The 25,990-nt window shown below is 52.1% G+C and carries 20 protein-coding genes; 13 read left to right on the top strand and 7 right to left on the bottom strand.

All coding sequences use genetic code 11. The features are described from left to right. Nucleotides 1-120 precede the first annotated feature (120 nt). Entirely contained in the window at nucleotides 121-1,821 is a 1,701-nt protein-coding gene (locus tag P40081_RS34105) for a methyl-accepting chemotaxis protein (RefSeq protein ID WP_042140306.1), read from the bottom strand. A 207-nt stretch (nucleotides 1,822-2,028) separates the two neighbouring features. Here P40081_RS34105 and P40081_RS34100 point away from each other — a divergent pair, with 207 nt between their 5' ends. Then, nucleotides 2,029-2,460 (top strand): MarR family winged helix-turn-helix transcriptional regulator, encoded by a 432-nt coding sequence (locus P40081_RS34100; protein WP_042140305.1) that lies wholly within the window; start codon nucleotides 2,029-2,031, stop codon nucleotides 2,458-2,460. A gap of 101 nt (nucleotides 2,461-2,561) precedes the next feature. Here P40081_RS34100 and P40081_RS34095 read toward each other — a convergent pair whose 3' ends face one another. Continuing rightward, nucleotides 2,562-4,454 (bottom strand): LTA synthase family protein, encoded by a 1,893-nt coding sequence (locus P40081_RS34095; RefSeq protein WP_042140304.1) that lies wholly within the window; start codon nucleotides 4,452-4,454, stop codon nucleotides 2,562-2,564. Between the two features lie 252 nt (nucleotides 4,455-4,706). Between P40081_RS34095 and P40081_RS34090 the strand changes: the two genes are divergently transcribed. Both P40081_RS34090 and P40081_RS34085 read left to right on the top strand, forming a co-directional pair. Further along, on the top strand, nucleotides 4,707-7,019 hold the full coding sequence (locus tag P40081_RS34090) for an ATP-dependent DNA helicase (protein ID WP_042140303.1): 2,313 nt from the start codon (nucleotides 4,707-4,709) through the stop codon (nucleotides 7,017-7,019). Nucleotides 7,020-7,070: 51 nt separating this feature from the next. Then, nucleotides 7,071-8,039, top strand: a complete 969-nt coding sequence (locus tag P40081_RS34085) for a Gfo/Idh/MocA family protein (protein ID WP_042140302.1) — start codon at nucleotides 7,071-7,073, stop codon at nucleotides 8,037-8,039. An 84-nt stretch (nucleotides 8,040-8,123) separates the two neighbouring features. On the opposite strand, the gene P40081_RS34080 is transcribed toward P40081_RS34085, so the two are convergent. Together P40081_RS34080 and P40081_RS34075 are read right to left on the bottom strand one after the other, a co-directional pair. Continuing rightward, nucleotides 8,124-8,807 carry a CidB/LrgB family autolysis modulator gene (locus tag P40081_RS34080; protein WP_081970329.1) on the bottom strand — a complete coding sequence of 228 codons (684 nt, stop codon included), beginning with the start codon at nucleotides 8,805-8,807 and terminating at the stop codon, nucleotides 8,124-8,126. Next, nucleotides 8,804-9,175, bottom strand: a complete 372-nt coding sequence (locus tag P40081_RS34075) for a CidA/LrgA family protein (RefSeq protein WP_039305543.1) — start codon at nucleotides 9,173-9,175, stop codon at nucleotides 8,804-8,806. The genes P40081_RS34080 and P40081_RS34075 overlap by 4 nt, the downstream gene beginning before the upstream one ends. A gap of 111 nt (nucleotides 9,176-9,286) precedes the next feature. Here P40081_RS34075 and cidR point away from each other — a divergent pair, with 111 nt between their 5' ends. From cidR to P40081_RS34040, 7 genes are all read left to right on the top strand, one after another. Next, the gene (cidR, locus tag P40081_RS34070) at nucleotides 9,287-10,174 is read left to right on the top strand and encodes a cidABC operon transcriptional activator CidR (RefSeq protein ID WP_042140301.1); all 888 of its coding nucleotides are present in this window, start codon (nucleotides 9,287-9,289) and stop codon (nucleotides 10,172-10,174) included. An 89-nt stretch (nucleotides 10,175-10,263) separates the two neighbouring features. Continuing rightward, nucleotides 10,264-10,548, top strand: a complete 285-nt coding sequence (locus tag P40081_RS39945) for an aspartyl-phosphate phosphatase Spo0E family protein (protein WP_042140300.1) — start codon at nucleotides 10,264-10,266, stop codon at nucleotides 10,546-10,548. Between the two features lie 141 nt (nucleotides 10,549-10,689). Continuing rightward, the gene (locus tag P40081_RS34060; RefSeq protein WP_052422144.1) at nucleotides 10,690-12,096 is read left to right on the top strand and encodes a hypothetical protein; all 1,407 of its coding nucleotides are present in this window, start codon (nucleotides 10,690-10,692) and stop codon (nucleotides 12,094-12,096) included. Nucleotides 12,097-12,442: 346 nt separating this feature from the next. After that, nucleotides 12,443-12,829, top strand: a complete 387-nt coding sequence (locus P40081_RS34055; protein ID WP_052422143.1) for a MarR family winged helix-turn-helix transcriptional regulator — start codon at nucleotides 12,443-12,445, stop codon at nucleotides 12,827-12,829. Further along, nucleotides 12,822-14,582: an ABC transporter ATP-binding protein gene (locus P40081_RS34050; protein ID WP_042140298.1), complete on the top strand. Its 1,761-nt coding sequence runs from the start codon at nucleotides 12,822-12,824 to the stop codon at nucleotides 14,580-14,582. Before P40081_RS34055 ends, P40081_RS34050 begins: the two co-directional genes overlap by 8 nt. After that, on the top strand, nucleotides 14,579-16,483 hold the full coding sequence (locus P40081_RS34045; RefSeq protein ID WP_042140297.1) for an ABC transporter ATP-binding protein: 1,905 nt from the start codon (nucleotides 14,579-14,581) through the stop codon (nucleotides 16,481-16,483). The genes P40081_RS34050 and P40081_RS34045 overlap by 4 nt, the downstream gene beginning before the upstream one ends. Before the next feature lie 663 nt (nucleotides 16,484-17,146). After that, on the top strand, nucleotides 17,147-19,372 hold the full coding sequence (locus P40081_RS34040; RefSeq protein WP_042140296.1) for an MMPL family transporter: 2,226 nt from the start codon (nucleotides 17,147-17,149) through the stop codon (nucleotides 19,370-19,372). 97 nt (nucleotides 19,373-19,469) lie between these two features. Here P40081_RS34040 and P40081_RS34035 read toward each other — a convergent pair whose 3' ends face one another. From P40081_RS34035 to P40081_RS34025, 3 genes are all read right to left on the bottom strand, one after another. Beyond that, nucleotides 19,470-19,781, bottom strand: a complete 312-nt coding sequence (locus tag P40081_RS34035) for an antibiotic biosynthesis monooxygenase (RefSeq protein ID WP_042140295.1) — start codon at nucleotides 19,779-19,781, stop codon at nucleotides 19,470-19,472. Between the two features lie 41 nt (nucleotides 19,782-19,822). After that, nucleotides 19,823-20,542, bottom strand: a complete 720-nt coding sequence (locus P40081_RS34030) for a 3-ketoacyl-ACP reductase (RefSeq protein ID WP_039305517.1) — start codon at nucleotides 20,540-20,542, stop codon at nucleotides 19,823-19,825. A 163-nt stretch (nucleotides 20,543-20,705) separates the two neighbouring features. Further along, entirely contained in the window at nucleotides 20,706-22,259 is a 1,554-nt protein-coding gene (locus P40081_RS34025; protein WP_042140294.1) for an FAD-dependent oxidoreductase, read from the bottom strand. A 156-nt stretch (nucleotides 22,260-22,415) separates the two neighbouring features. Here P40081_RS34025 and P40081_RS34020 point away from each other — a divergent pair, with 156 nt between their 5' ends. Genes P40081_RS34020 through P40081_RS34010 form a run of 3 tightly spaced genes read left to right on the top strand, consistent with a single transcriptional unit; the run spans nucleotide 22,416 to nucleotide 25,983 of the window. Beyond that, entirely contained in the window at nucleotides 22,416-23,783 is a 1,368-nt protein-coding gene (locus tag P40081_RS34020; protein ID WP_052422142.1) for a spore germination protein, read from the top strand. After that, nucleotides 23,783-24,880, top strand: a complete 1,098-nt coding sequence (locus P40081_RS34015) for a GerAB/ArcD/ProY family transporter (RefSeq protein WP_042140293.1) — start codon at nucleotides 23,783-23,785, stop codon at nucleotides 24,878-24,880. Before P40081_RS34020 ends, P40081_RS34015 begins: the two co-directional genes overlap by 1 nt. Next, the gene (locus tag P40081_RS34010) at nucleotides 24,877-25,983 is read left to right on the top strand and encodes a Ger(x)C family spore germination protein (RefSeq protein ID WP_042140292.1); all 1,107 of its coding nucleotides are present in this window, start codon (nucleotides 24,877-24,879) and stop codon (nucleotides 25,981-25,983) included. The genes P40081_RS34015 and P40081_RS34010 overlap by 4 nt, the downstream gene beginning before the upstream one ends. The last annotated feature ends 7 nt before the right edge of the window (nucleotides 25,984-25,990 follow it).

Raw genomic sequence — 25,990 nt, 5'->3', positions numbered from 1 at the left:
AAAGGCTGTCCCGGCCGTGGATCATTCCACGTTCGGGACAGCCTTTTTTTGAAAGAGGAGAATTTATATGCCGTGGGTCACCGGATAGTACCTGCGTAATCCTCGAAGCCAGGCCCCGCTTTATGAGGCTATTTTAAAGTTCTCGACCAATACCTGCAGCTTCTCGGCGAGGGAGGAGAGGAAGGCTGCGGAAGATTCTACTTCCTCCATGGCGGCAAGCTGTTCCTGGGAAGAGGCCGATAAGGTCTCTGCACCTTCAGCTGTCTGGTTAGAGACGGCTACAATCTTCTGAATTGCAGTTACAAGGCCATCGGAGATCAGCGCCAGCTCACGGACGGTTGCCGAGATTTGCTGGCTCTGCGAAGACATATCGGAGACGGAGGTCTCGATCTCTGAGAAGGAATGTCCGGCAGCGATGATCATCTCTTTGCCTTGATGCATCTCTTCCGTGGAACGTTTCATGGTATCTCCGGCTTTGTCCATCTGATTCACAATCAGACTGACCAGTTCACCGATCTGGCCGGCAGACCTCGCCGAACGTTCAGCCAGCTTGCGGACAGAGCCTGCCACAACAGCGAATCCCCGGCCCTCTTCCCCGGCACGCGCCGCTTCAATAGCTGCATTCAGGGATAACAGATTCGTTTCTTCGGCAATACTGGCAATCGTACCGACAATATTCTCGATCTCCTTGGAATGGCTGCCAAGCGTTTGAATAATGCCGGAAAGATCGGAGATGCTTCCGCTCACAATCCCCATCTGGGATGTAGTCAAATCCATAGACTCCCGGCCTGTCCGGGCTTTCTGGGCGTTAATGGCGGCATTGTTCATCGCGCTATCCGCATTGTCGGCAATTTCGGTAATGAAATGCGACATTTCCTGTACGGCTTTGTAGCTGCCTTCGAGGTTCTGCAATTGCGTATGTGCACCGTCTGCCAATTCGAGGGTAACATTGACGCTGTGTTCCCCGGCGCGGTTGGTCTCCTGCGCACTGGCGGAGAGCTCCTGGGAGGAGGAGGCGACCAGCATCGAGGTATCATTAACCTGTGTAATCAGATTGCGCAGATTCAGGGTCATGTCATTGAAATCGCTCGACAGCTTCCCGATCTCATCTCTGCTCTTGAAGAGTAGGGGTTCCCGGCTAAGATCACCTTTGGCTACGGTATTTACGGAAGCGGACAGTTTGGTGAGCGGGTTCACCATACGGCGAATCATCAGATATGCGGCAATTATGGCCACAATCAGAATCGAGCCCCCGATAATGAAAGGCTGAGTAATAATTTGCATAGTCCGTGTCTGAATCAGCGGTCCATCAAAGTTAATAGCCATCAAAGCAATGATTGGTTTGGTAGGGTCATGGTCCTGATAAATGGGGCCGTAGCCGGTTTTAAGCGAGGTTCCTTGATATGTATATACTTTGGAGTATGCGGAATGCTTCATGGTTGTAATCATTTCTTTATCTTCATCGGAGAAATAGAAGGGGTCTCCTGCTTTATAACCTCGTTCTTTGAACCGGGCATCAGCAGCTAGCACTTTGCCGTCGAGCGAGAGGATGAACGCTTCTTTAAAAATAGGTTTATGTTCATTAATCCAGCCTATGCGGTCTTCAATGGCACTTAACTTGCTCGTATCGCCTGCAGCAAGAGCAGCTATATCGGCGGGATCAATAAGGCCGGTAGTTATATTGGCACAGCCTACCAGTTCAATTCCTGCGGCTTCATCGATTTGCTTGTAAGCAGCATTATAACCGAAGAAGCCAATGGATGATCCGACCAGAAGCAGTACAATCAGCATCATCCAAGTTAATTTTGTTGCCAATTTCATAAAAATGATCACCAGCCCTGACTCTAAGTATATTAAGTGAGTTCTTATCACTGCTACGATTATAGCGCATCGCTGCTGCCAAGGCATTAGCCAGAATAAAGTATTTTTGTGTCGGAGAATGATGATTTGTGTAAACGAAAAACATTGAATCTATAGCCAAGATAATGGTACGCTTGGAATAAGACAAACGGACTGGGAGCTGAAGGGATGACGCAAGATATCAATCCGTTGATCGAACGTGTGGGCATATCCATGTGGAAGGTGCAGCGCAAAATAATGTCGCAGATGTCTCTGCATAAGGAAATAGGATTAACGGTTCCGCAGTTCGGACTGTTGCATATGATTGCTCAGGAGAAACAGGCACGGGTTATTCATCTGGCCGATAAAATGGAGGTGAAATCCAGTGCGGTCACGGTAATGCTGGACCGTCTGGAGCTGCTGGAGCTGATTGCGCGCGTTCCCGATGAGAACGACCGCCGGGCGGTAATCGTGACGATAACGGGTAAGGGGCAAGGAGTTCTGGAAGAAGCGCAACACCGGTCGATGCTGCTGCTGGAGGAGCACTTATCCATACTTGAGCCAGAAGAGCTCGAGAATTTCGCACACTATTATTTGCTGCTTGAGAAGCAGGAACGATAATCCTTGAACAGTGATAGCTGCCATGAAGTATATAAAATAAGCCAGCCCCCAAAGTTTCGGGAGGCTGGCTTATTTCTGTATGTTCTACGATAGGCTCAGAACTATTCTTTATCCGGTTCTTTGTCCGGCAGCTGTGTAACATAGCTGTCCGACAACTGGCGCAGCCGTAAGGCACGGGTATATTCATCCTCGGTGCCGGCCGGAGTATGACCGCCGTTAGCAAGCGGATATTGTGTATTATCCTCAAAGCTGTTGCCGGGAATCAGCAGGCCGGAGCTGGCGATAAACGAACCGGTAGGCAGGTAATACCGCTGAGGCAGCAGATTGTAAGACTGGCTGAGCAAATCCTGGCCGAAATGAATATTGTTATCCATCGATACGCCCAGCAGGCTGGCAGCAGTAGGCATAATATCCACTTCTCCGCCCACCTGCTCAAGTGTCTGCGGCGCCAATCCCTTGCCGTGAACGAGCAGCGGAATATTCAGCATATTCGCATAGGCATAATCATAACCGTAGATTTCCTTCATTAATTCCTTGTCGTCGTGATCAAGCGAGTAGATAGGCAGTCCCATATGGTCTCCGTAGACCATAATCAGGCTGTTATCCCATATTCCGTCCGCCTTCAGTTCATCCACGAATTGTCCGAAGGCATAGTCGGCATAGTTCTGCGACCGGATATAATCTCCGACGAAAGTACCTTCATAACGTTCAGGCAGCTTCATTTTATACTTTTCTGCAGGGATGGTGAACGGATGGTGGGCAGACATTGAGATCACCTGTGCGTAGAACGGCTGTCCCTCATCGCTCATTTCTTTCAGCTTCTCTGAAGTTTTGCGGTAGAGCACTTCATCGGAAGCGCCGAAGAAGAAGGTATCTTCGTCCCCGAAGAATTTGTGATCGTAATAATGATCCCAGCCCAGTGAGCTGTACAGCTCGCCGCGGTTCCAGAATTCCACATCATTGGTATGGAAGGTGGCTGACTGGTACCCGCTGGCTTGCAGCAGACGCGGCAGACTTGGCACTTCCTTATCCACATAAGACATTGTAGCTGCGCCTTGCGGTGGAATGTAGAAGGACGAATTAACTACGAATTCTGCGTCTGAAGTGTTGCCCTGACCGACCATCTGATAGAAGTTGTTGAAATACAGGCTGTCCTCCATCAGGCGGTTCAGGTTAGGTGTGATTTCCTGGCCGTCCACCTTCAGACCGAGCAGGAAGTTCTGGAAGGATTCCAGCTGAATAATAATCAGATTCTTGCCCTTGGCAGCCCCGGCATACGGGGATACCGCAGAAGGATCGATGCCTTTGAGCTGATTAATGGTATCCTGTGTAATCTCGCTGGCATTTACAAGCTCTGGTTTATCTTGAGCAAAGATAGTATATGCTTCATAATTAAGGATACCCATTTCCTGGGCCTTCTTAATTTCATTCATGCTTGCTTTGTTGGGAAGAATATTGAACAGGCAGAGTCCGAGTGAAACTGCGAACAGGACGACATGCAGCATTCTTCCGTTGTGGCGGTTAATTTTATCCTTCTTGTAGTTGCGCCCGTTCTTGTTAATGAAGAAGTAGAAGCCAAGGACGATAATGTCGGTGAAGATCAGCAGATAATAAGGGTCCATGAGTGAGAATACGCTGTTGCGCACCGCAGTGACCTGGTTCACCTGCTCTGCCGCATGGTAAGTGACAATAACCCCGTAATATTTGAAGTACATAATAGCGGCAAAAAAGATGGCGGTGACCAGCAGATTAACCGTCATGTAATATCCGAGTTTCCGTTTGGAGGCAAAACGCTCAATCAGGAAGAAAAGTGCCCAGACAAAAGGGATTTCAGTCAGTACCGATTTCCAGAACTGCATGTCTTCAAAAATGACACCCCAGGCTAAAAGGCTTTTAAGGACGAAAATAATTGAGAAGAACACAAATGGCTTGAGCAACCATCGTTTGATCGTTACGGATGACACAGCTTCGCCTTCTTTCTTAAGAATAAACATGTTTCCCGGCTGGGAGGAAACAGCAGCATGAGGACAAAAGAATACCATTATCAATAAAGCCTATTATGCAGCGCCAGGCAAGGAATGTCAAAAATCAGAAACCGCCGTATGCCCTTTGGGGAAAGCGTAAAATCAATCCTGAATGAATCCAAGGGCCGGTAACGCCCTCAGGCAGGCTTATATCCTTGATAAAGGACGAAAATGACGTCTGAGCCAAAAGAATAAACCGGGAATTAATGGAGGTGATACATGATGAGCTATGCAGAAATCGCTTTATCCGTGAGAGCACTTGTGGAGTATGCCTTCAGCAGCGGCAGTCTGGAGCCGGGATTCCGCAGCGGTGCGGCTATGGTGGAGGGTACGCGCAGCCATCAGCTGATTCAGAAGCAATATAAGGAAGCGGACCGCAAAGAGGTGTATTTAAAAACGGAGATTCCGCATGGGGATCTGCTGTTCATCATCGACGGGCGCTGCGACGGCCTGCTTGCAGCCGGGGACGGCAGCCTGACTGTGGAGGAGATCAAATCTATCGCCGGAACGCCGGATTCCGCCTTGGAAGGACGGGAGGTACACTGGGCACAGGCTTTCATGTATGCCTATATCCTCACGCAGGATCTGGATCTCCCGGCAATACAGGTTAAGTTAACCTACGTGCAGCGGGGAAGTGAGGAGCAGTACAGCCTATACAGGGAAATGACCCGCGAAGAGCTGACAGCCTTTGCTGAAGAGACGGTAGCCAAGTATGCGCCGTATGCTGAAATGATGGTCCGCTACCAGGCGAAGAGGGGAGAGAGCATCCATAGCTTGTCGTTTCCTTTCTCGGGTTACCGGCCCGGCCAGCGCCATTTCGCTGCTGCAGTCTACACTTCGATTGCAGAGGGGGCCAATCTCTTCGCGCAGGCCCCCACAGGCATCGGCAAAACGATGTCCACCCTGTTCCCGGCGGTCAAGGCACTTGGTGAGGACAAGGTGTCCGGCATCTTCTATCTGACCGCCAAGACGGTTACACGGATTGCGGCACAGGAGGCGGTGATGATGCTGAACAGCCGGGGGCTGCATCTGCATGTGATTACGCTTACGGCCAAGGAGAAGGCATGTTTCCGTGAGGAAGGAAGCTGCGGTGCGGATTCCTGTCCTTTTGCAGAAGGCTACTATGACCGGATCAATGCCGCCATGCTCGATATGCTGGAGCACGAAACGCTGATGACGCGCGAGACCATTGCCGCTTATGCCCGAAAGCATGAGGTCTGCCCGTTCGAATTCTCCCTGGATGCCGCCTACGCCTGCGACATTGTCATCTGCGATTATAATTATATCTATGACCCCCGGATCAGCCTGAAGCGGATGTCCGAGGAGCGGAAGAAAAAAACGGTGCTGCTCGTGGATGAAGCGCATAATCTGGTGGACCGGGGGCGGGAGATGTACTCCGCCTCGCTTACCAAGGCGCCGTTCCTGGGACTTCAGCGGCAATACAAAACGGTGAATCCGCGGCTAAGCAGCACCGCGAAAGCCGTAAATGCCTTCTTCATTGCGCTGCGTAAAAGCTGCGGGGACAAAGGGGCTGGAGAATGGAAGGAGTATCCCGCAGAGCTGCCGGAGCTGCTCGAACTTTTCGCTTCCGAAGCCGAACTGGAGCTGCTGCATGCTTCCCCGCTGATTACTCCGCCGGCGGAGGAGGGGGAAGCCGGCAGCCTGCTGGATACGTTCTATGCGGTACAGGGAATGCTTCGTACGTTCAAGACCTATGATGAGCGCTACATTACCTACGCGGAAGTGCGCAGCGGTGATGTGTACCTGAAGCTGTTCAATCTCGATCCGTCGCATTTGCTGCAGCAGATGGCTAAGAGCTTCCGCAGCCAGATCCTGTTCTCGGCGACACTCTCGCCGCTCTCGTATTACAGGGATATGATCGGCGCAGATGAGGAGGACTACAGCCTGAGCCTGTCCTCGCCTTTTCATAAAGAGCAGTGGCAGGTATCTGTGCTTCCGGTATCCACCCGCTACCATGACCGGGACGCCTCCTTACAGCCGCTTAGCGATGCACTGAAAGGGATGGTCTCCAGGAAAGGCAATTACCTGGTCTTCTTCCCCTCTTATCTCTATTTGAAGAATGTATATGAAGTGTTCACTGAGAAATACCCGGAAGTCGCTACCCTGCTGCAGGGCAGCGGGATGAGCGAGACCGAGCGGGAGAACTTCCTCGCGGCGTTCCGCCCGGACAATCCGGATACCCTGCTCGGCTTTGCCGTGCTGGGCGGCATTTTCTCCGAAGGGGTGGATTTGCCGGGCGACCGGCTGAATGGTGTAATGGTGGTTGGGGTCGGCCTGCCGCAGGTGGGGCTGGAGCGCAATCTGCTGCGGAGCTACTTTCAGGCACAGGGGAAGAACGGGTTCGATTACGCCTATGTCTACCCGGGCATGTGCAAGGTGCAGCAGGCAGGGGGCCGGCTGATCCGCAGCGAGAACGACAGTGGAATTATTGTGCTGGCGGATGACCGCTTTCTCCAGAATTCTTACCGGCAGCTGCTCCCCGAGGAGTGGCGGGACTACTTTGTCATGGCATAAGCAGGTATAATCGAATGAAAAGGCATTCATCAGACAACAGGAGGTAAGGACATGACGCTAAATATCGGAATAGTCGGAACAGGGTGGTTCTCCAAGGTACATGCGGATTTGCTGGCAGGGATGGAGGATGTATCACTGAAGGCAGTCTGCGGCAGCAGCAAGTCAAAGGGTGAGGACATGGCCCGTCCTTACGGAGCCGAGGGCTATGGGGATATCATCGAGATGCTGGATGCGCACAAGCTGGATGCCGTCTATATCTGCGTGCCTCCACAGTCACACGGGGCGATTGAACGGTCGCTGATCCGAAGAGATATCCCTTTCTTTGTCGAGAAGCCGCTGGGCTCAAGCACGGCCATTCCGGCCAGCCTGCTGCAGGATATTAAGGAGCATCAGCTGCTGACTTCCGTCGGCTATCATTTCCGGTATCAGGAGAACATCCAGCGGCTGAAGCAATCGCTAAGTTCGGACAAGGTAGGGATGATCGTCGGAGAATGGATGGGCGGGATGCCGGGCGTGGCCTGGTGGCGCAACCAGGAGCAGTCCGGCGGACAATTCACGGAGCAGACTACGCATATCGTCGACCTGCTGCGTTACCTGGCTGGTGAGGTAACCGAAGTCTATGGGATGTTCGGCAACCGGATTATGCACGAGAAGCATGAAGGGGTGACTGTGTCCGATGTGGGTACAGTGTCCCTGAAGCTGGAGAGCGGCATCATTGCCAGCATCTCCAACACCTGTGTGCTGCCAGGGGAAGTGGGTAAAGCGGGCATCAGCTTCTATAATGATAACGGAATGCTCGACTGGAACCCGGAACGTCTGCTGGAAGTCCGCAGCGGGGACAGCAAGGAATTCAAGAACACTGGTAACCCCTATGCGGTGGAGAGCGAAGCATTCCTGCATGCTGTGCGGACCGGAGACCGTTCCCGCATTCTCAGCGATTATGAGGACGGATATAAGACCTTGAAGGTGACCTGCGCAGCTTATGATTCCGCACAGAGCGGAGTGCCGGTGAAGCTGTAGGCTTGTACGGTTACTATGTAGAAAAAAGACCGGCAGCATGGCTTTCGCCGTGTGCAGCCGGTCTATGGCCCAAGCCGGGACGGCCTAGTGGATGAAAACCGCGATTAGTGCCGGCGCAAGCCCGATAGAGAACAGCGCCGTCAGAATCATCGCGATACTGGAGATGGTGCCGGTCAGCGAACTCAGCTCGAAGGCTTTGGACGTGCCTGTACCATGCGCTGCGGTTCCCAGCGATACCCCGCGCGCAATTTCATTGTCAATGCGGAAAAGGCGGAGCACGGACGGTCCCATCATCGTTCCCAGTACACCGGTCAGAATGACGAAGACCGCTGTAATGCTGGGAACGCCGCCGATGCTTTGCGAGATGCTCATGGCGATCGGTGTGGTCACCGAGCGAGGCACCAGACTGGTTGCCAGATCACCGCTAAGATGCAGCCATTTGGCCAGCAGCATGGATGAGATCACGGCAATAACCGTTCCTGACAGCACGCCTGCCGCAATTTCGGCGGCGTGCTTTTTGAGTACCCTGAAGTTTTTATGGAGTGGGATCGCAAAGGCGATAGTCGCCGGCTGAAGCAGGTCCGATAGCCATTTGCCTCCCGCATTGTAAGATTCATAGGAGCTGCCCGTCATCAGCAGGAAGGCGATGATCAGCAGCGGTGTAATAATCAGCGGTGAAGTGTACATTTTGCCGCTGGAGGCATAGATGCGTTTGGCCAGGAGGTAGACAGCGATGGTGAGTCCAAGAAATAATAATCCGGTTATCATGAGCTTCTACGCTCCTTTATTCTATAAATAGCACCTGTGAGTACCCCGGAGCCGGCCATTACAGCAAACGTACCCACGAGTACAACCGCCAGCACCTGCAGACCGTCTGCCTCGAGCAGCTTCGAGTATTTCATAACACCTATAGCGGAAGGGATGAAGAAGAGCAGCAGCTCGGCAAGCAGCCACGAGGCGCCAACCTCTACCCAGTTCAGCCGGATCACACCGGACTCCAGCAGCAGAAATAAGAGAATCATCCCGATAATGCTTCCGGGAAGCGGAATATGCAGAAATGAGGTTAACGTATTCACCAGCAGGGAGAAGACGGTAAGTCCGGCAACCTGCAGTAAGCCTAAGGCGATCTTTTTCATAGCGATTACTTCCTTTCGTCTTACTGAAAGTTTACAACCTTTTCTTTCATAGGTACAATGAATAGATTGAATATCTCACATTCCTTTCATCTATACATGGAGGTTATCGTTATGGACATCAGACAGCTGGAGTATTTCGTGCAGGCGGCCAGGCTGAACAGCTTCTCCAGGGCGGCGGAATCGCTGTACATTACCCAGCCCACGATCAGCAAGATGATCCGCAATCTGGAGATTGAACTGGGGGCGGATCTATTTTACCGGGAGGGCAAAAGCATCCGTCTGACCGATGCCGGCGAGCTTCTGCTGGTTAAGGCGCAGAATATTGTGGAATCCTTCACGAGCCTCTCCTCAGAGCTGGACAGTCTGCGCAATTTGAAGCAGGGGCATATCCGCATTGGGCTGCCTCCTATGGTAGGAGCCAGTTTCTTCCCTGCTGTCATCGGGGAATTTCACCGACGTTACCCGGAAGTGACGATAAGGCTGCATGAAGACGGCGCCAAAAAGGTAGAGGATGATGTGGAGTCCGGCCTGCTTGATATCGGGGCGATTGTCCTGCCTGTCAACAGAGCCAAGTTTCACTGCTTCACCTTTGTGGAGGAGAAGCTGCAATTGCTGGTTCCCGCAGGACACCGTCTGGACGGGGCGCAGAATGTGCCGCTGAAAGAGCTGGCAGAAGAGGAATTCGTGCTGTTCCGGGAGGACTTCGCCCTGCATGACCGGATTATATCGGAATGTGTCAAAGTAGGCTTCCAGCCCAAGGTGGTCTATGAGAGCTCTCAGTGGGATCTGATCAGCCGGATGGTAGCTGCCGGAATGGGCATTGCGCTGCTGCCGGAGACCATATGCCGGGATATGGACCGTTCACGGATCGCTGTCATCCCCCTGACCGAGCCTGTGATTCCCTGGCATCTGGGGATGATCTGGCGCAGAGACCGTTATCTGTCCTTCGCGGCGCGGGAGTGGATCGCCTTCGCGATGAAAGTGCTCGGGGAACTGTAAACGACATTTTTTTCTTTTTTTTCAAAATATGTTTTTTGGCATCATGAATTATGATAAGGGAGAAGTTGATAGAGAGAAGGTGAGTAACCGTGAACCTTTACCAGAATTCTCCCGATAACCAGAGCAGGGATTATAGAGAAGATGAGCTGTTTCTTACTATAGAAAACTTAAGAAGTGAATTGCTGGAAGTGGCTCAGGAGCGGAGTCTGAGTGATCATGCGGTTCTGGAACTCAGCCAGCGGCTGGACGGATATATTGTCCTGGCCCAGAATCTGATGATGGAGAGTCTGCGCAGCCGCAAGAACGGGGCAGCAGGGTACATCAAGAACACCAAAAACCAGCGGATCAGAAATAAAGCAGCCTTGCAGCAGTAGTCTGAATTATACAATAACTCCAGTTAGCGTCTGGATGTTGAGGTCTCACGATGTGGGGCCGTTTTGTTGTGCTTTCAATAGTCATCACCTATAATGGCAATAAATAGAAGGGTTACAAGTGAATCCTTGAGGAGGTGCCGGGTGGAGGCGAAACTGACAACGCTACGAACGGAAATTGAGAAAAATTTGTCCCGCTCGGGCCATAATCTTGCCTCATTTGCCAAAATATCCGGACTCAACCGCGGTAGTCTCAGTGCGATCCTTCATGGCAATCCGCCCAAGCCGATTTCTCTGGGACAAATGGATGCGATGACCCGGGCATTCGGATTCCCGGAGGGCTGGCTGTATCCGCTATATGTGGAAGAGTGCTTTAGTGAGGACAGAATTTCCCGGCGCCGTGTGGAGCCTTTTTTGGTCCGGTGTGCAGAAATTGGCAAGCAGCAGTGTATTGATGAAGTGTTGAGCAGAATTATGGAATACCCCAGGCCGCTGGATATCGTCTATACGGTTGCGGAGAGGCTGTTCTGCAGCGGCAAGACACAGGAGTCGGTCGTGTTCTACAGGCTTATTGTAGAGAATGAGCCGGATAGCTACTCAGAACGGCTGGCCATCAGCCAGTACCGTATTTTCAAATCCCTGCAGTCTACTCCTGATGTGGATATGGAACAGAAGCTGCGCGCGGTAATCCGCTTCGAGCCGTTTCGCGGTCTGCTTCCCGAGGACATGCAGCTCGACGGGCTGCTTAAGCTGGCGAAGGTATGCTTTGCCCTGCACCGCTGGAAGGATGTAGAGAAATATGCCGATGAGCTGAGGGCATTAGCCCATGGGATCTACCGTGAGGAGCTGCGCAGAAGCAAGGGGAAACGGGTGGAGGCTTTCCAGGCGGAACGCCCGCTGGTAGTCTATTATGGCCATGGTTATCTATTGAAGGCTTCGGCGCTTACCAAGCGGGGAGAATATGAGCAGGCCAAGAAATACACCGCCGGTTATGCGGATCTGGGATGGTTTGAGCTGCTGGATGATGAAGGGCGCAGTGCCGTGGATAGCTTCCGGCTGTTTGCTGTAGCCAATGGCTTTACTCTTGAGATATTAATGGGCAATACTTCGGTGCTGCCGGCATATATAGCTTTTTTGGCAGAGCATCCCGGTGAGATCCTATCCGGTATGGTCATTATCCTGGAGTCGGCCAACCGTTTCGGATTCTCTGCAGACGCTGTGCTGTCACGCTTTTCCAGGGAAATGCTGCGGTTTGAACAATTTCAGGACCCGATTAATGTGGACCGTGTGTACCGTCTTTATTACCAAATCGCCATGTATTATATCTCCCGTAAACAGTACTCCAAGGGAATTGACTATATTATTCAATGTCTGCGGTTAACCGTCAGGCTGAATAGCGGAAAGGACTTCATTAATTGTGTGACGCTGTTCGAATTGAACAGAGATGCTTCCTCCGACACCCAGCAGACCGCTTACAGGGAGCTGCTGCGGGAGGTAAGACAGCGTGAAGAAGTTACTGATCATGAGAGCCAGCGTTTTGGCGTTATTTAGCTTTATCATTACTTTATCTAAGGATTACTCCCCGGCCATCCGTGCTGAGGGAGCTTTTGTACGTGGTTATGTGAAAAAAAGTACAAACATCTATCTACCTGCGTTCTTCAATCTGTAATAATTGATAGCGTATTCAGGAATTGACAAAGGTTTGCTCGGAAAATATAATTAGGTAGCCTAATTAATATAGTATTTAATTATTTGTATACCTAACTAAAAAGGAGGTGGGAACATTGGGATAAATAGAGAAGATGAAAATTCAGTCGGACACAAGCTTTTCTCCGCACTCCGGAAGCTGCGCAAAGGCCACCTGCATCATTCCGTGGAGGGTCATAAGCCAAGTGAGATGACTTTATTGATATGTATTGCACGGGCGTCCCATTCATCTGATGTAGGACTCAAGGTTTCTGAAATCAGCCGCTTTCTGGGGCTGACTCCGCCCACGGTCACCCAGCTGATCAACAGTCTGGAGGCTAAGCAGATGGTGGAACGGCAAGCCGACGCCTCCGACCGGAGAGTGGTACGCATCAAGTTGACGGAACAGGGGAAAATTATTACCCGCAAGGCCAAGAAGCACATGGACACCACGCTTAACAAAATGGTGGAGTATCTGGGTGAGGAAGAGTCTGACCAGCTGGCAGAGCTGCTGCTTAAAGTACATGCCTTCATGAAAGACAATCCTCCGCCTAATCTAGACCGGTTACAAATGAACGGAGATGAGAAACTTGATTAAATTACTAAAGCATTTGAGACCCTTCCGATTGGCAATAGCCGCAGTACTGATTCTCGTATTCCTGCAGTCCATGGGGGATTTGTATCTCCCGACCCTGATGAGTGACATTATTGATAAGGGGATTGTAGATGGCGATCAGCCTTATATCTGGAGAATCGGCGGCTTCATGCTGCTGGTAGCGGCCGGCGGTGCAGTCTGCTCCATTATTGCCAGCTATCTGTCGGCTAAGGTTGCAGCCGGCTTCGGTAAGAACACCCGGTCACGGATGTTCAACCATGTCGAGAACTTCACGCTGCATGAATTCGACAAGCTGGGTACGGCATCATTAATTACACGTACCACCAACGATATTACACAAGTCCAGACCGTATTAACTATGATGCTTCGCATGATGATTGGTGCTCCGATGATGATGATCGGCGGGATCATTATGGCGGTGTCCGAGGATGCCAAGCTCTCGCTGATCTTTGTAGTGGTCATTCCGCTGCTGGTTGGAGCGATCTTCTTCATTGGAATGAAGGGACTTCCGCTGTTTAAAGCCATCCAGATCAAGCTGGATAAATTAAACCTTGTGCTGCGTGAGCATCTGACCGGTATCCGCGTAATCCGCTCGTTCAATCGGATTGAGCATGAGAATAAGCGGTTTAGTCTGGCCAATGCAGATCTGACGGATACTGCAATCAAAGTGAATAAGGTTATGGCCGGACTGATGCCGCTGATGATGATCGTGATGAACTTCTCCATGATCGCTATCCTCTATTATGGTGGAATCCGGATTGGCGACGGCGATCTCCAGGTAGGTTCACTAATGGCCTTCATTCAATATGCAATGCAGATTATGTTCTCCCTCATCATGGTTTCGATGATGTTTGTCCTGATTCCAAGAGCCTCTGCCTCTGCACTGCGTATCAATGAAGTCCTCGATATGCAGCCTGAAATTATGGATCCGACAACCGCAGACCTGAAGACTACGGCTACAGCTACCCATGCGGACGGCCGTGACGGAATGCGCGGTTTTGTGGAGTTCGACAATGTATCCTTCTCTTACCCGGGGGCTGAACAGCCTGCGCTGTCCGGAATTACCTTCAGTGCACGCCCCGGCGAGATTACAGCTATTATCGGCGGAACCGGGTCAGGGAAATCAACGCTGCTAAGCATGATTCCAAGATTCTATGATGCTATTGAAGGTGCGATCCGCGTCGATGGAGTGGATGTACGCCAGATGACGCAGGAGGATCTGCGGAGCAAGATTGGCTATATCCCGCAAAAAGCCGTGCTGTTCACCGGTACCATTAACGAGAATATCCGTTACGGGAAGGAAGACGCTACGGAGGATGAAATCCTTCATGCCGCCAAGGTGGCCCAAGCCTATGATTTCGTAACCGCTATGAAGGACGGCTTCAATTCGGAAATCTCCCAGGGCGGAGGTAATGTCTCCGGCGGCCAGAAGCAGCGTTTGTCCATTGCCCGTGCACTGGTACGGAAACCGGAAGTGTATCTGTTTGATGACAGCTTCTCGGCGCTTGACTTCAAGACCGATGCCAAGCTGCGTGCTGCCCTGAAGGGGGAGACTACAGAATCTACAGTCCTTATTGTCGCACAGCGTGTCAGTACGGTTATGGATGCAGACCGGATTATCGTACTGGATGACGGTGAAATTGTCGGAATGGGCACACACCGTGAGCTGCTGGATAACAATGAGGTGTACCGCGAGATCGTATCCTCGCAGTTGTCAGAGGAGGAAATAGCATGAGTGAGCAGAATAGAGACATGAAACCGCCCCGGCGTTCAGGTGGCGGCTTCGGACCGGGCGGAGGACCCGGCGGTCCGGGCATGAGGATGCCGGCTGAGAAAGCCAAGGACTTCAAGGGAACGCTGCGGCGCCTGACCCGGTATTTGCGCCCGCGCCAGGTTCAGCTGATTATTGTGTTTGTGATGGCGATTGCCAGTACCATATTCAGCATTTTCAGCCCTAAAGTAATGGGTAGAGCTACCACCAAATTGTTTGAAGGCGCCTATGGCAAGCTGATGGGTGTACCTGGAGCGAAGATTGATTTTGGCTATATTAATGATATTCTGATTCTCCTGGCCGGACTGTATCTGTTAAGCTCACTGTTCAGTTATATACAGCAGTATGTAATGGCCGGTGTGGCGCAAAAGGTCGTATATGATATGCGTGAGCAGATCAACAGCAAGCTTGAACGGCTGCCGCTGAAGTATTTCGATTCCCGGACGCACGGGGAAATATTAAGCCGGGCGACCAATGATGTAGACAATATCAGTACTACCCTGCAGCAGAGCTTGACCCAGCTTATTACGTCCATTGTGACGATTATTGGTGTCATCGTAATGATGCTTACCATCAGCCCGTGGCTGACGTTGATTACCATAGTAACGCTGCCGCTGAGCTTCGTGGTCATTATGCTGATCACCAAACGCTCACAGACCTATTTCATCGGCCAGCAGAAGTCGCTGGGACAGCTGAACGGCCATGTTGAGGAAATGTATACCGGACACCGTATTATCAAAGCGTTCGGACGCGAGAAGAACTCTTTGAAGGACTTCAACAAAATTAATGATGACCTGTACAATTCCGGCTGGAGATCCCAGTTTATCTCCGGGATTATTATGCCGCTGATGATGTTTATCGGGAACCTTGGTTATGTGCTCGTCTGTGTGGTCGGCGGGATCTTCGTAACCAAAAAAGCGATTGATGTCGGGGATATCCAGGCCTTCATCCAGTATTCGCGCCAATTCACTATGCCGATTACGCAGACAGCCAATATCGCCAACATCATCCAGTCCACCATCGCTTCGGCGGAACGTGTATTTGAACTGCTGGATGAAGAAGAGGAAGTTCCTGAGGTGGGGACTTCACTTGCGAAGCGTCCAGCGGATGCAGAAGAGGGCTCCGTGGAATTCCGCCACGTGAAGTTCGGCTATAAAGAGGATGCTATCCTCATTGAAGACATGAATATCGAGGTCAGCCCGGGACAGACTATTGCCATTGTAGGTCCGACCGGAGCCGGCAAAACGACCCTGATCAACCTGCTGATGCGCTTCTATGAGATCAGCGGCGGGGAGATTGTGATCGATGGTGTCAACATCACCAATATGAAGCGCAGCGAGCTGCGCAGCAAATTCGGTATGGTGCTCCAGGATACCTGGCTGTTCAACGGCACCATCCGTGACAATATCGCTTACGGCCGGGAAGGTGCTACGGAGGCTGATGTGGTCCGGGCAGCCAAGGCTGCTCATGCCGACCACTTCATCCGTACGCTGCCGCTGGGCTATAACACGATCCTGAACGAGGAAGCCTCGAACATCTCCCAAGGGCAAAAGCAGCTGCTTACTATTGCCCGGGCAATCCTGGCCGATCCTTCAATCCTGATTCTGGATGAAGCCACCAGCAGCGTCGATACCCGCACGGAGGTGCAGATCCAGAAGGCTATGAATACGCTGATGAACGGCAGAACCAGCTTCGTTATCGCTCACCGCCTGTCCACCATCCGTGATGCGGATCTGATTCTGGTTATGAATCAGGGCAGCGTGATTGAGAAGGGCACCCATCTGGAGCTGCTTGAAGCAGGCGGCTTCTACGCCGACCTCTACAACAGCCAGTTCTCCGGGGATGATCTGCCGGACGTGGGCTAAACGGTATATGACCGCGGGTAAACTGTAGAGATTTACTCCAAACATCTGCTCTAAAATGTACTGTGAAGATGTATTTTAACAATCGGCTGTATCCCTCAGCTTAGCTCATAGCCCCGGCGTTCACTGCAGGCAGTCTGCGTGAACGCCGGGGCTTTTACTATATACGGTCAGTTGAGCTGGAATTAGGTGGCGGTAAAGGACTATTCGCTTAAAAATCCTGCATAAAATACAACAATCCCCCCGGTAAATCAGCCTAAAATCAAAATTGTTGTACAAAAGGCAACATTTCCCGTCTTTGAAGTAACATAACGTGGTAATTGTTGTATATCATACAATAATTCACCTGTGTACGCATTTATCTAAGGAGCAAAGTTGTACTCTGTGCAACATTTCGGGCAGAATCATGCCGCGCGGCTTAAGTAGAGCCATCTATTTTCCTTTGGTATCATATACTAGTTTCCAGATAATAATAGAAATAGAGACAACGGAGTTCACCCGTCATAGACACTATGAATCAGGGGGTTCTTGAGGCAATGTCGGCCACTGTAACTCTAACTATCTATTATTTTAGAAAAAAGGTTTGCTTAAAATTTTTAGGGTATATATGATAAGGATAGTAAAAATGACCCGCGGCTCATTTTAGGCTTGCGGATGGGAGAGAGGATGAAAGGAATGTCAGGCTACGGTAAATGGGTAGCAGGAGGCAAAACAAAATGGATTACCCTTCTGGTGTGGATTGCAGTTGTAGGGGCCTTGACTATGATCTGGCCTTCAGTGAACTCGCAGGTTGTCAATAACGCGCCCAACCTGCCGGAGGATTCGCAATCTGTCCGCGCAGCAGCCCTTGCAGAGGCAGAATTCCCTGCCGGAAGCGGCGTACCGGCCTTGCTGGTATGGCATCGTGAAGGCGGCTTATCAGAGGATGATCTCTTACATATAACTGCTGTATACTCCAAGCTTGAACAGCAGCCGCTCGCGCATCAGAACTTCGTTCCGCCGCTTGGTCAGCTGCCGCCGCAGGCGCTGCAGGCTTCACTGTCGGAGGATAGAAGCACACTCGTCACACCGGTGCTGTTTGACAAGAAGGCAGACAGTGACCAGCTCGGGGAATCGCTGACTGAGATGAAGAAGCTGGTGAGTACTGAAACAGGCACAGACCCTTCTGTAGTGAAGCAAGACAGCGGCGACTTAAGCCTGCGGGTTACCGGCCCTGTCGGGATATCGGTAGATGCCACAGGCCTGTTCAAGAATGCCGACGTTTCACTGCTGATTGCAACGGTAATTCTGGTGCTGGTCTTCCTGCTCCTGATCTACCGATCGCCGATTCTGGCATTGATACCGCTCATTGGCGTCGGCTTTGCTTATGGCGTGACTAGTCCGCTGCTTGGCAAGATGGCAGAGGAAGGCTGGATTACGGTGGATTCGCAGGCCGTATCTATTATGACGGTGCTGCTCTTCGGGGCGGGGACAGACTACTGCCTGTTTATGATTTCCCGGTTCCGCCAGATGCTGAAGGTTGAGGAGAACAAGGGACGTGCACTGCTGAGTGCAATCACCCATTCCTCCGGAGCGATCGCCATGAGCGGATTCACAGTTGTCCTTGCGCTCTTCGCGCTGCTGCTGGCCAAATACGGGGCGTACCACCGCTTTGCGGTTCCGTTCAGTGTCTCCATTCTGATTATGGGGATTGCCAGTCTGACGCTGGTTCCGGCACTATTGGCTATCTTCGGGCGAACCTCGTTCTTCCCGTTTGTTCCGCGCACTCCGCAAATGGAGATTGAGCGGGCCAAGGCCAAGGGGAAGCCGGTACCGGAGCCGAAGCGTTCGTCCCAAAAAGGAATCGGGCATCTTGTCATTTCCCGGCCATGGGCGATCGTAGGAGTAACCGTGGTGGTATTGGGCATTCTGGCTTCGTTCTCCAGCGGAATTAAATTCACCTATGATATCCTATCCTCCTTCCCGAAAGATATGGAATCGCGTGAAGGGTTCGACCTGATCGGCAAGCAGTTCTCTCCCGGAGAGCTGGCGCCGGCTAAGCTGATGGTGGATACAGAGGGCCTGATCGGCGGAGAGGATCTGAAGGTCATCCTGGGAGGCCTGTCCTATGTGGACGTAGTGTCTGATCCGCAGCAGGGGGCCGTCAATAAGAACATCACTGCATATGATATTGAATTCAAGGCTAATCCGTATTCCATCGAGGCGATGAATCACATTCCGGCACTTCAGGCTACTGTAGAGCAGGCTCTGGCGGAGTCGGGAATAGAGAACGCGCAGGATAAGGTATGGATTAGCGGACAGACCGCTACCCAGCATGATACCAAGGAGCTCGGTGAACGGGATACCGATCTGATTATACCGGTGGTTATCGGGATGATTACAGTGCTGCTGCTGATCTATCTCCGATCTGTAGTGGCGACCATTTATCTGGTGGCTACAGTAATTCTCTCCTTCTTCTCGGCACTCGGCCTGGGCTGGATTATTATTCATTATCTGCTCGGTGCAGATGCGATTCAAGGCGCAATTCCGCTCTATTCCTTCGTCTTCCTGGTAGCGCTGGGCGAGGATTATAACATCTTCATGATCTCGAATATCTGGAAAAAGCGTAAAACTATGCCGCTGAAGCAGGCCATCGCCGAAGGTGTGAACGAAACCGGATCGGTAATCACCTCCGCCGGACTCATTCTGGCTGGTACCTTCGCCGTATTGGCGAGTCTGCCGATTCAGGTGCTGGTGCAATTCGGCATCATCACCGCGATTGGTGTGCTGCTCGATACCTTCGTGGTCCGGCCGTTCCTGGTTCCGGCCATCACCGTGCTTCTGGGCCGCCGGGCCTTCTGGCCGGGCAAGCATCAGGACATGAGCGAGTCTCCGGCAGCAGGCCGCGAATAACCGGGTTGTGAACTACAGAAGCAACAACAGGGATGCCCCGTCAAGCCTTAAAGGCTGCGGGGCATCCCTGTTGTGTATATGCGTATAACGGCTAGATTCAGTTACCGGAAGTTCGGCTGAGTACCAGCTCATACTTGTCGAGTGAGGCGCCGATAATGGCTTCATTCCGGCCGGCCCCGCGGTGCGAATCGCGGAAGGCGGGACTGGACGTCCAGCCGCTCAGCGCTTCCTCGCTCTCCCAGACAGTACAGATCTTCAGTTCCTCCACGCCTTCTTTGGGCGCGCCCTGCCAGACCTCCATGCGGATAAATCCGGGCATGCTCTGCACTCCATTGTCTGCGCCGAAACGCGAGGCGAGTGCTTCCCCATGTCCTTCTTTGATCTTAATCGTGTTGGTGACTACCAGCATGCCAAGTCCTCCTCATAGGGTGTGGGTGAAATCTGCCTTAGTTATTGCGGATTGGTCGTCCAGATGCCAGCGGTCTTCAGGAAGACGCGGTCTGGAAGCTTCAGGGCAGCGAGCGTCAGCTCGGCCACATCCTCGGGCTGCATCATCCGGTCTTCATCGCCGATCTTCAAGCCGGCACCGGTGGCCAGACCTGTGTTGACGGTGCTGGGGGTCAGTGCCACGACACGGATATTATGCTTGCGGACCTCCATCGCCAGCGCTTCCGTCATACCCATCAGAGCAAACTTGGAAGCACAATAGGCTGAGCCTGTAGCGAAGCCGCGTTCTCCTGCTGTAGAAGAGATATTAATGATGTTGCCGCTGGAACGCTCAATCATAGCAGGCAGTGCCGCACGGGTTACATAATAAGTGCCGAACAGATTGATCTGCATATGGCGCTCCCAGTCAGCGGGGTCCATCTCCAGGAAAGTGCCAAACTGGGCAATCCCGGCATTGTTGATAAGCGCGTCGAACGGGCCAAGGTCATTCTGCAGGGCGACAACAGCCCGCTCTGCTTCTTCACGCACCGCGATATCAGCTACAGCAATGCTGACCTTGATGTCATATACCTCAGTCAATGCCGATTTCAGTGCCTCCAGATCTGCTGAAGTTCTGGAGATAAGCCCCAGGTTGGCGCCTTCTTTAGCGAGTGCCATCGCGAGTGCTTTGCCGATGCCTTTACCTGCACCTGTAATTACAATACTGGTTCCTCTTAAATCCATAACCTGTCGTCACGCTCCTTAAGATAGGAAATTCTATATATTGGATGAACATAAGGCTATTATACCTGAGCGGACAGAGACAATCACGCCGGGACAGGCGGAGAGGGACAAGACAGTTCATTCTAATTGAATGTCTCTGTACACTGCTGTATAGGAAGCAGGCTCACTGCTTGGCTGTGAGGTTCTTAAGCGGCACTGTGGCCGGTCCTTCGAGCACATCGCCCTCATAAGAGAAGCGGGAGCCGTGGCACGGGCAATCCCAGGAGCGTTCCCCGTCATTCCACTCGCATTCACAGCCCATATGTGTGCAGGTTCTGTCCACGAGATGCAGCTTGCCCTCAGGGTCGCGGTAGCCGCCAACCCGTTTGCCGTCATGGAAAACAACGGCCCCTTCGTCCGGCGCAAGCTCGTCTGTTTTTTTATGGATAATCTCCACTTTTCCGGCTACAAGCTCTTTGGCGACCGAGAAGTTCTGCACGATGAAATTTTTGATGCCCGGATTAGCCTTGAAGCGTGTCGGAACGTACAGCTCCTTATAAGGGTTGCTGCTTCCCATAATTCCATCTGCAATCATGCGTGCAGCCAGCGTTCCGCTGGTCATGCCCCACTTGGCGAAGCCTGTGGCAATATAGACTTCTTCATCCTCCGCCCGCTTGCCGATGTAGGGGACCCGGTCCAGGGTAATCAGATCCTGCGCCGACCAGCGGAAGGGAATGCTGCGGATGCCGAGCAATTCTCCCGCAAACTTCTCCAGATTCTCATAGTGGCCGAAGGTGCAGATGCCCTGTCCGGTCTTGTGGTTATTACCGCCGACGATAACCAGTTTCCGCCCGTCCCATTCCACCGCGCGCAGCGAGCGGGTAGGTTCACTGGCACTCAGGTACATGCCGCCCTCATAATCTGCTTCCGGCTCAATAGCCAGACAATAGGACCGCTCCGCGTGCAGCCGCGAGAAATAGAGGGAGCCTCCATCATAGAATGGAAAATGGGAGGCGGACACGGCATGGCGGCATTTAATTTTGAACTTCTCCCCTTCGGTATAGAGAGTGAGATGCCCGTCCGTATCGACCTTTTCGCCGATCATCGTATGCTCGTATACCGTGCCGCCGTTGTCCAGCACGACCTGCAGCAGCCCTTTCAGGTACTCCAGCGGATGAAAACGGGCTTGTCCGGGCAGCCTGATCGCACCGCCGGCTCTCAGTGGCAGCGAAACCTGGTCCAGCCATTCTCCGGGCAGTCCAAGCTTGCGGTAGGCCTCGAATTCAGCAGCCAGCTGCTTGAGCGTCTTCTCATCTCCCATATCGGCATACAGATAAGCAGCTTCCCGCGTCAACCCGCAGGACAGCCCCAGTTCTTCAGCCGTAGCGATCATCCATTCCAGCGCTTCACTGTTTGACTGGAAATAGAGCCGGGCCTGTTCTTCCCCAAAGTGCTTCAGCAGATCACTGTAGATCATTCCGTGCTGGGCGGTGATCTTGGCGCTGGTGAAGCCGGTGGTGCCGCCGAGGATCTCTCCGGCTTCGAGCAGAGAGACCTTATACCCGGCCTTGGACAGTAAATAAGCTGTCGTAATGCCGGTAATGCCTGCTCCGACAATAGCTACATCTGTGACATGATCTTCCGCAAGCTCCGGAAAAGAGGGCAGCTCCGTGCTGCCCCTCCATAATGATTCCGGAAATTGCGGAAGACCTTGCGAGCGGTGATCCTGTGAATTCATGAGTTGATCCCTCCATTAGTCATTATTCATTTCATTTATTACCACACTTCCGGTAAAAGAAACGCCTTAGCCCGGCTGAAGGTGCATGAAAAGAGGGCGACAGTGCCAAAATAAGGGGAAGTCCCCGGAAATTCGGGCCTGGAGGGAGAAAGATCCATGTCAGGACAAATGCATAAGCAGGGAGTGACCCTCGAATGGATCAGGGAACAGCTGAGCGGCTTCGGTGACCTTGAGGACAAGATCATGGCCGTTCCCTCTGGAGAGGTCAGCCTGCTGTATATCAAGAGTGTTACGGATGGACAGACCATCAGCCGGAATGTGGTTGCGCCGTTCTACGAGATGGGCGATCCGGCAGCTTACTACAGCTACATTGCGGATTACCCCGGAAGTGAGGAGGTTACAGAGGGGAAGCGCGCGCTGGACCTTCTGCTTAGCGGTTATGCCTGTATAGGCCAGGCTGGCCGGTTCTGCTTCTTCGATGCGCTCAAGGCTGAGGTTAGCGGTGTTAAAGAAACGATAACCGAGAGTATCAGCCAAGGCCCGTCAGATGCGCTGGGCGAGAGTCTGGCGGTTAATCTGAACCTGATCCGGCGGCGTTATCAATCCTCGTCACTGAAGATGGAGTTCACCATCATCGGCAACGTGTCCAAGACCAAGGTGGCTATACTCTATGACGAGAGCAGAGTGAATCACAATGTCCTGGCCGAATTAAAAGAGAAGCTGGACTCTCTTAAGCTGGATGTTCTGCAGGCTGCCGGTGAGCTGGAGAAATATATCAGCAGCGACAAGCTGCGCATTTTCCCCAAAACGATTGTTACGGAGCGCCCGGACCGGGTGGTGTTCAATTTGGCTGAAGGCAAGGTCGCTGTAATGCTGGACACTACCGGATACGCGATTGTGCTCCCGTCTATTTTCAATGATTTCTTCACAGCTATGGATGATAAAATCCATCTTCCCTTTGTTGGACGTTTCTTAAAGCTGCTGCGCATTCTCGGTGTGGCCATGACACTGTGGCTGCCTGCCCTGTACATTGCTTTCACCTCCTATAATCCGGAGATTGTGCGCGTGCAGATTGCCCTGCTGATTGGGGGAAGCCGTGCTACGGTGCCTTATCCTTCTTTTGTCGAGGTCATTCTTATGATGATCATGATGGAATTTCTGACCGAAGCGAGCTTGCGGCTGCCCCGGGCTATTGGTCCGACGGCCACTACGGTTGGCGGTCTGATTCTGGGCCAAGCCGCTACTGCGGCAGGACTGATCGGCAACATTATGATTATTCTGGTTTCCGTTGTGGCGATATCCAATTTCCTGATTCCGCTGAATATGATGAGCTTCTCCATCCGTGTGCTGAAATATTTCTTCGTCATAGCTGCGGCAGTGCTCGGTCTTGTCGGTGTTGTCATCTGCCTGGTGGGCTTCACCATGTATTTATGCAGCCAGCGCAGCTTCGGCCAGCCGTATTTCAAGATGTTTTTCCTCGATACGCTGGGAACGGCCCTGAGGAAGAAAAGCGGTGGGGAGTGATGGCTAAGAGCCGCTATTTCTATTGTCTTTTTCTCATGAATACCCTGATCAACATCATTAATTTCGCCCCCCGGGAGCTGATCGATGCCCGCTTTGACGGGGCGCAGTCCTCCATTCTGGTTGCGGTGGTTACGGGCACCCTGTTTATCTACCTGTTCACCAAAGTCATCAATAAATTCCCCGGACAGGGACTGCCGGAAATCTTCGGGTCGGCCTTGCCGAAGCAGCTGGCTGCTCCGCTGATTTTTGTATATGCGGTTCTCTGGTATATGGCCGGGGCGCTGATCCTGCTGTCCTTTGTGGACATTACGCTGCGTTTTATCAGCCCGGATACAGGGCCGTATGCAATATTACTCGGCTTCCTGGCCGTTGTCTGCCTGTGTTCCCGGATAGACTCGCTGTCATTGCTCTACGGACTGGAGCTTACGCTGGGGATTACCCTGCCTTTAATTCTGTATACAACAGTCAAGGCGATTATTAACCCGGATTTCAGCTGGGATGCCGTGCTACAGGTGATGACTCACTCTCTGCATGCCCCGGATATGAACAGTATTGCGGCCGCAACATTTACCTTCAGCGGTTATATCAATCTGGCGGTATTCAACCGGGTATTTCATGGACTGAAGCTGAGGCATATATGGATTCTAAGTCTGGAAGGTTTTCTGGTGCTTGCCATATGCTTTTTTGTGCCGATCGGATATCACGGGACCGTTGGCGTTGATCGGCATGTGTATACGTGGTTTACAACGGCAGACAGCATCCGCATCGAAGCCTTCTTGATCGAACGCATGCTGTATATCTTCTATTTCGCCTACATTACATTATCTCTGGTCAGCGCCATTATCCAGTGGCATGTCAGCAAAGAGCTGCTGCTCAGTCTGTTGCCCTCCACGGCTAAGAAGCCTAAGAAAAAACTGCGTCAGGAGATCGTTATCCTGGTCCTGTTTGCTGCCGGAGCCTTCGCCCTTATGCGTATGGATCAATACGACCTTAATTTGCTTGGGGTATTCCTGCTGCATATCCGCTGGTACGGGGAGCTGCTGCTGATTCTCCTGCTGTTCTGGTGCTACTGGATTGTAAGGAGGCGGAGGGGATGAGAACAAAAAGGAGTGCAGTCTGCCTTCTGCTGTTGCTGATGTGCATGACAGTGACAGGCTGCAATTTCAAAGATATCGACCGGAGAATATTTGTGGTCGCCATCGGGATCGATCCCGGCAAGGTGGAAGGAACATTCAAGGTGAGCCTGAAGCTGGCAATCCCGCAAGGGGATGTTACCAAGATCGATGAGAAGATGCAGATCCTTACCGAAGAATCGGAGAGTATCTCCGAGGCACTGCGCAGAATGAAGTCCAAAGTGGAGAAGGAGCTGGACTATGTCCACTGCAAGTCGCTGATCCTGGGTGAACAAATCGCTGCCAAAGACATCAGGCATGTGATGGACTGGGCGGTGCGGCGCAGAGATATCCAGCTGATCCTGAATTTTGCCATCGGAAGGCCGGGGGCGCTGGAAGTACTGCAGGTGAAGCCGCCGTCCGAGCGAATCCCGTCCAACTCGCTGATTCTGGCGATGAACGGACAAGGCACAGAGTCGCCCTTTATCTCCAGAGTGTTCTCCTATCAGCTGATGCGGAGTATTTATGAGAATGGTATCGATCCAATTCTGCCTATTATTGAAGCGCAGGGGGAAGAGCAGTTCCTAATCGATAAGATTGCCTTGCTGGATAAGAATAAAATTAAGCTTGTTCTCACGCCTGACGAGACCAGACTGTTCAATCTGCTGTCCCGGTCCAATCTGCGGACGAACTTTCCGGCTCACATAGGCGGCGGGATGTACCAGTACTATACAGAGAGCAGCTCCTCCAGCTACCGGATCGTGACGCAGCAGGAGGATAACCCGTACATCCGGTACAACATTAAGATCCGGGCAATTCTGGAGGAAAATAGTACTGAGGATATGGTAACTCACCACATGCTGAAGGAGATCGGGGAGTCAGGAGCAGCGGAACTCAGCAAGGCAGTTACAGCATTGCTGATCAGAATCCGGGACAGCGGGATGGACCCTATGGGCTGGGGGCTGCATTACGGGGCCCGGCACTGGAATAATGACACAGAAATGGCGGTATGGGAGAGGCTCTATCCCCGGCTGAAATTTCAGGTTAAGACGGATGTGGATGTGAAATACTCGGGAATGATCAAATAGAGTCCTG

The organism is Paenibacillus sp. FSL P4-0081 (assembly GCF_000758565.1).
GTDB lineage: Bacteria > Bacillota > Bacilli > Paenibacillales > Paenibacillaceae > Paenibacillus_AQ > Paenibacillus_AQ phytohabitans.
The sequence above is the reverse complement of the archived record's forward strand: the minus strand, read 5'-3'. Positions and strand labels throughout refer to the sequence as shown.

Coding starts and splice junctions, on each gene's coding strand:
- P40081_RS34035 (WP_042140295.1), bottom strand. CDS start 19,781: ATGCTGGTAGTCACCAACACGATTAAGATCAAAGAAGGACATGGGGAA.
- P40081_RS34015 (WP_042140293.1), top strand. CDS start 23,783: ATGGCTAAGAGCCGCTATTTCTATTGTCTTTTTCTCATGAATACCCTG.
- P40081_RS34105 (WP_042140306.1), bottom strand. CDS start 1,821: ATGAAATTGGCAACAAAATTAACTTGGATGATGCTGATTGTACTGCTT.
- P40081_RS34085 (WP_042140302.1), top strand. CDS start 7,071: ATGACGCTAAATATCGGAATAGTCGGAACAGGGTGGTTCTCCAAGGTA.
- P40081_RS34010 (WP_042140292.1), top strand. CDS start 24,877: ATGAGAACAAAAAGGAGTGCAGTCTGCCTTCTGCTGTTGCTGATGTGC.
- P40081_RS34095 (WP_042140304.1), bottom strand. CDS start 4,454: ATGTTTATTCTTAAGAAAGAAGGCGAAGCTGTGTCATCCGTAACGATC.
- cidR (WP_042140301.1), top strand. CDS start 9,287: ATGGACATCAGACAGCTGGAGTATTTCGTGCAGGCGGCCAGGCTGAAC.
- P40081_RS34040 (WP_042140296.1), top strand. CDS start 17,147: ATGAAAGGAATGTCAGGCTACGGTAAATGGGTAGCAGGAGGCAAAACA.
- P40081_RS34080 (WP_081970329.1), bottom strand. CDS start 8,807: ATGATAACCGGATTATTATTTCTTGGACTCACCATCGCTGTCTACCTC.
- P40081_RS34090 (WP_042140303.1), top strand. CDS start 4,707: ATGAGCTATGCAGAAATCGCTTTATCCGTGAGAGCACTTGTGGAGTAT.
- P40081_RS34100 (WP_042140305.1), top strand. CDS start 2,029: ATGACGCAAGATATCAATCCGTTGATCGAACGTGTGGGCATATCCATG.
- P40081_RS34020 (WP_052422142.1), top strand. CDS start 22,416: ATGTCAGGACAAATGCATAAGCAGGGAGTGACCCTCGAATGGATCAGG.
- P40081_RS34025 (WP_042140294.1), bottom strand. CDS start 22,259: ATGAATTCACAGGATCACCGCTCGCAAGGTCTTCCGCAATTTCCGGAA.
- P40081_RS34055 (WP_052422143.1), top strand. CDS start 12,443: ATGACTTTATTGATATGTATTGCACGGGCGTCCCATTCATCTGATGTA.
- P40081_RS34075 (WP_039305543.1), bottom strand. CDS start 9,175: ATGAAAAAGATCGCCTTAGGCTTACTGCAGGTTGCCGGACTTACCGTC.
- P40081_RS34045 (WP_042140297.1), top strand. CDS start 14,579: ATGAGTGAGCAGAATAGAGACATGAAACCGCCCCGGCGTTCAGGTGGC.
- P40081_RS34030 (WP_039305517.1), bottom strand. CDS start 20,542: ATGGATTTAAGAGGAACCAGTATTGTAATTACAGGTGCAGGTAAAGGC.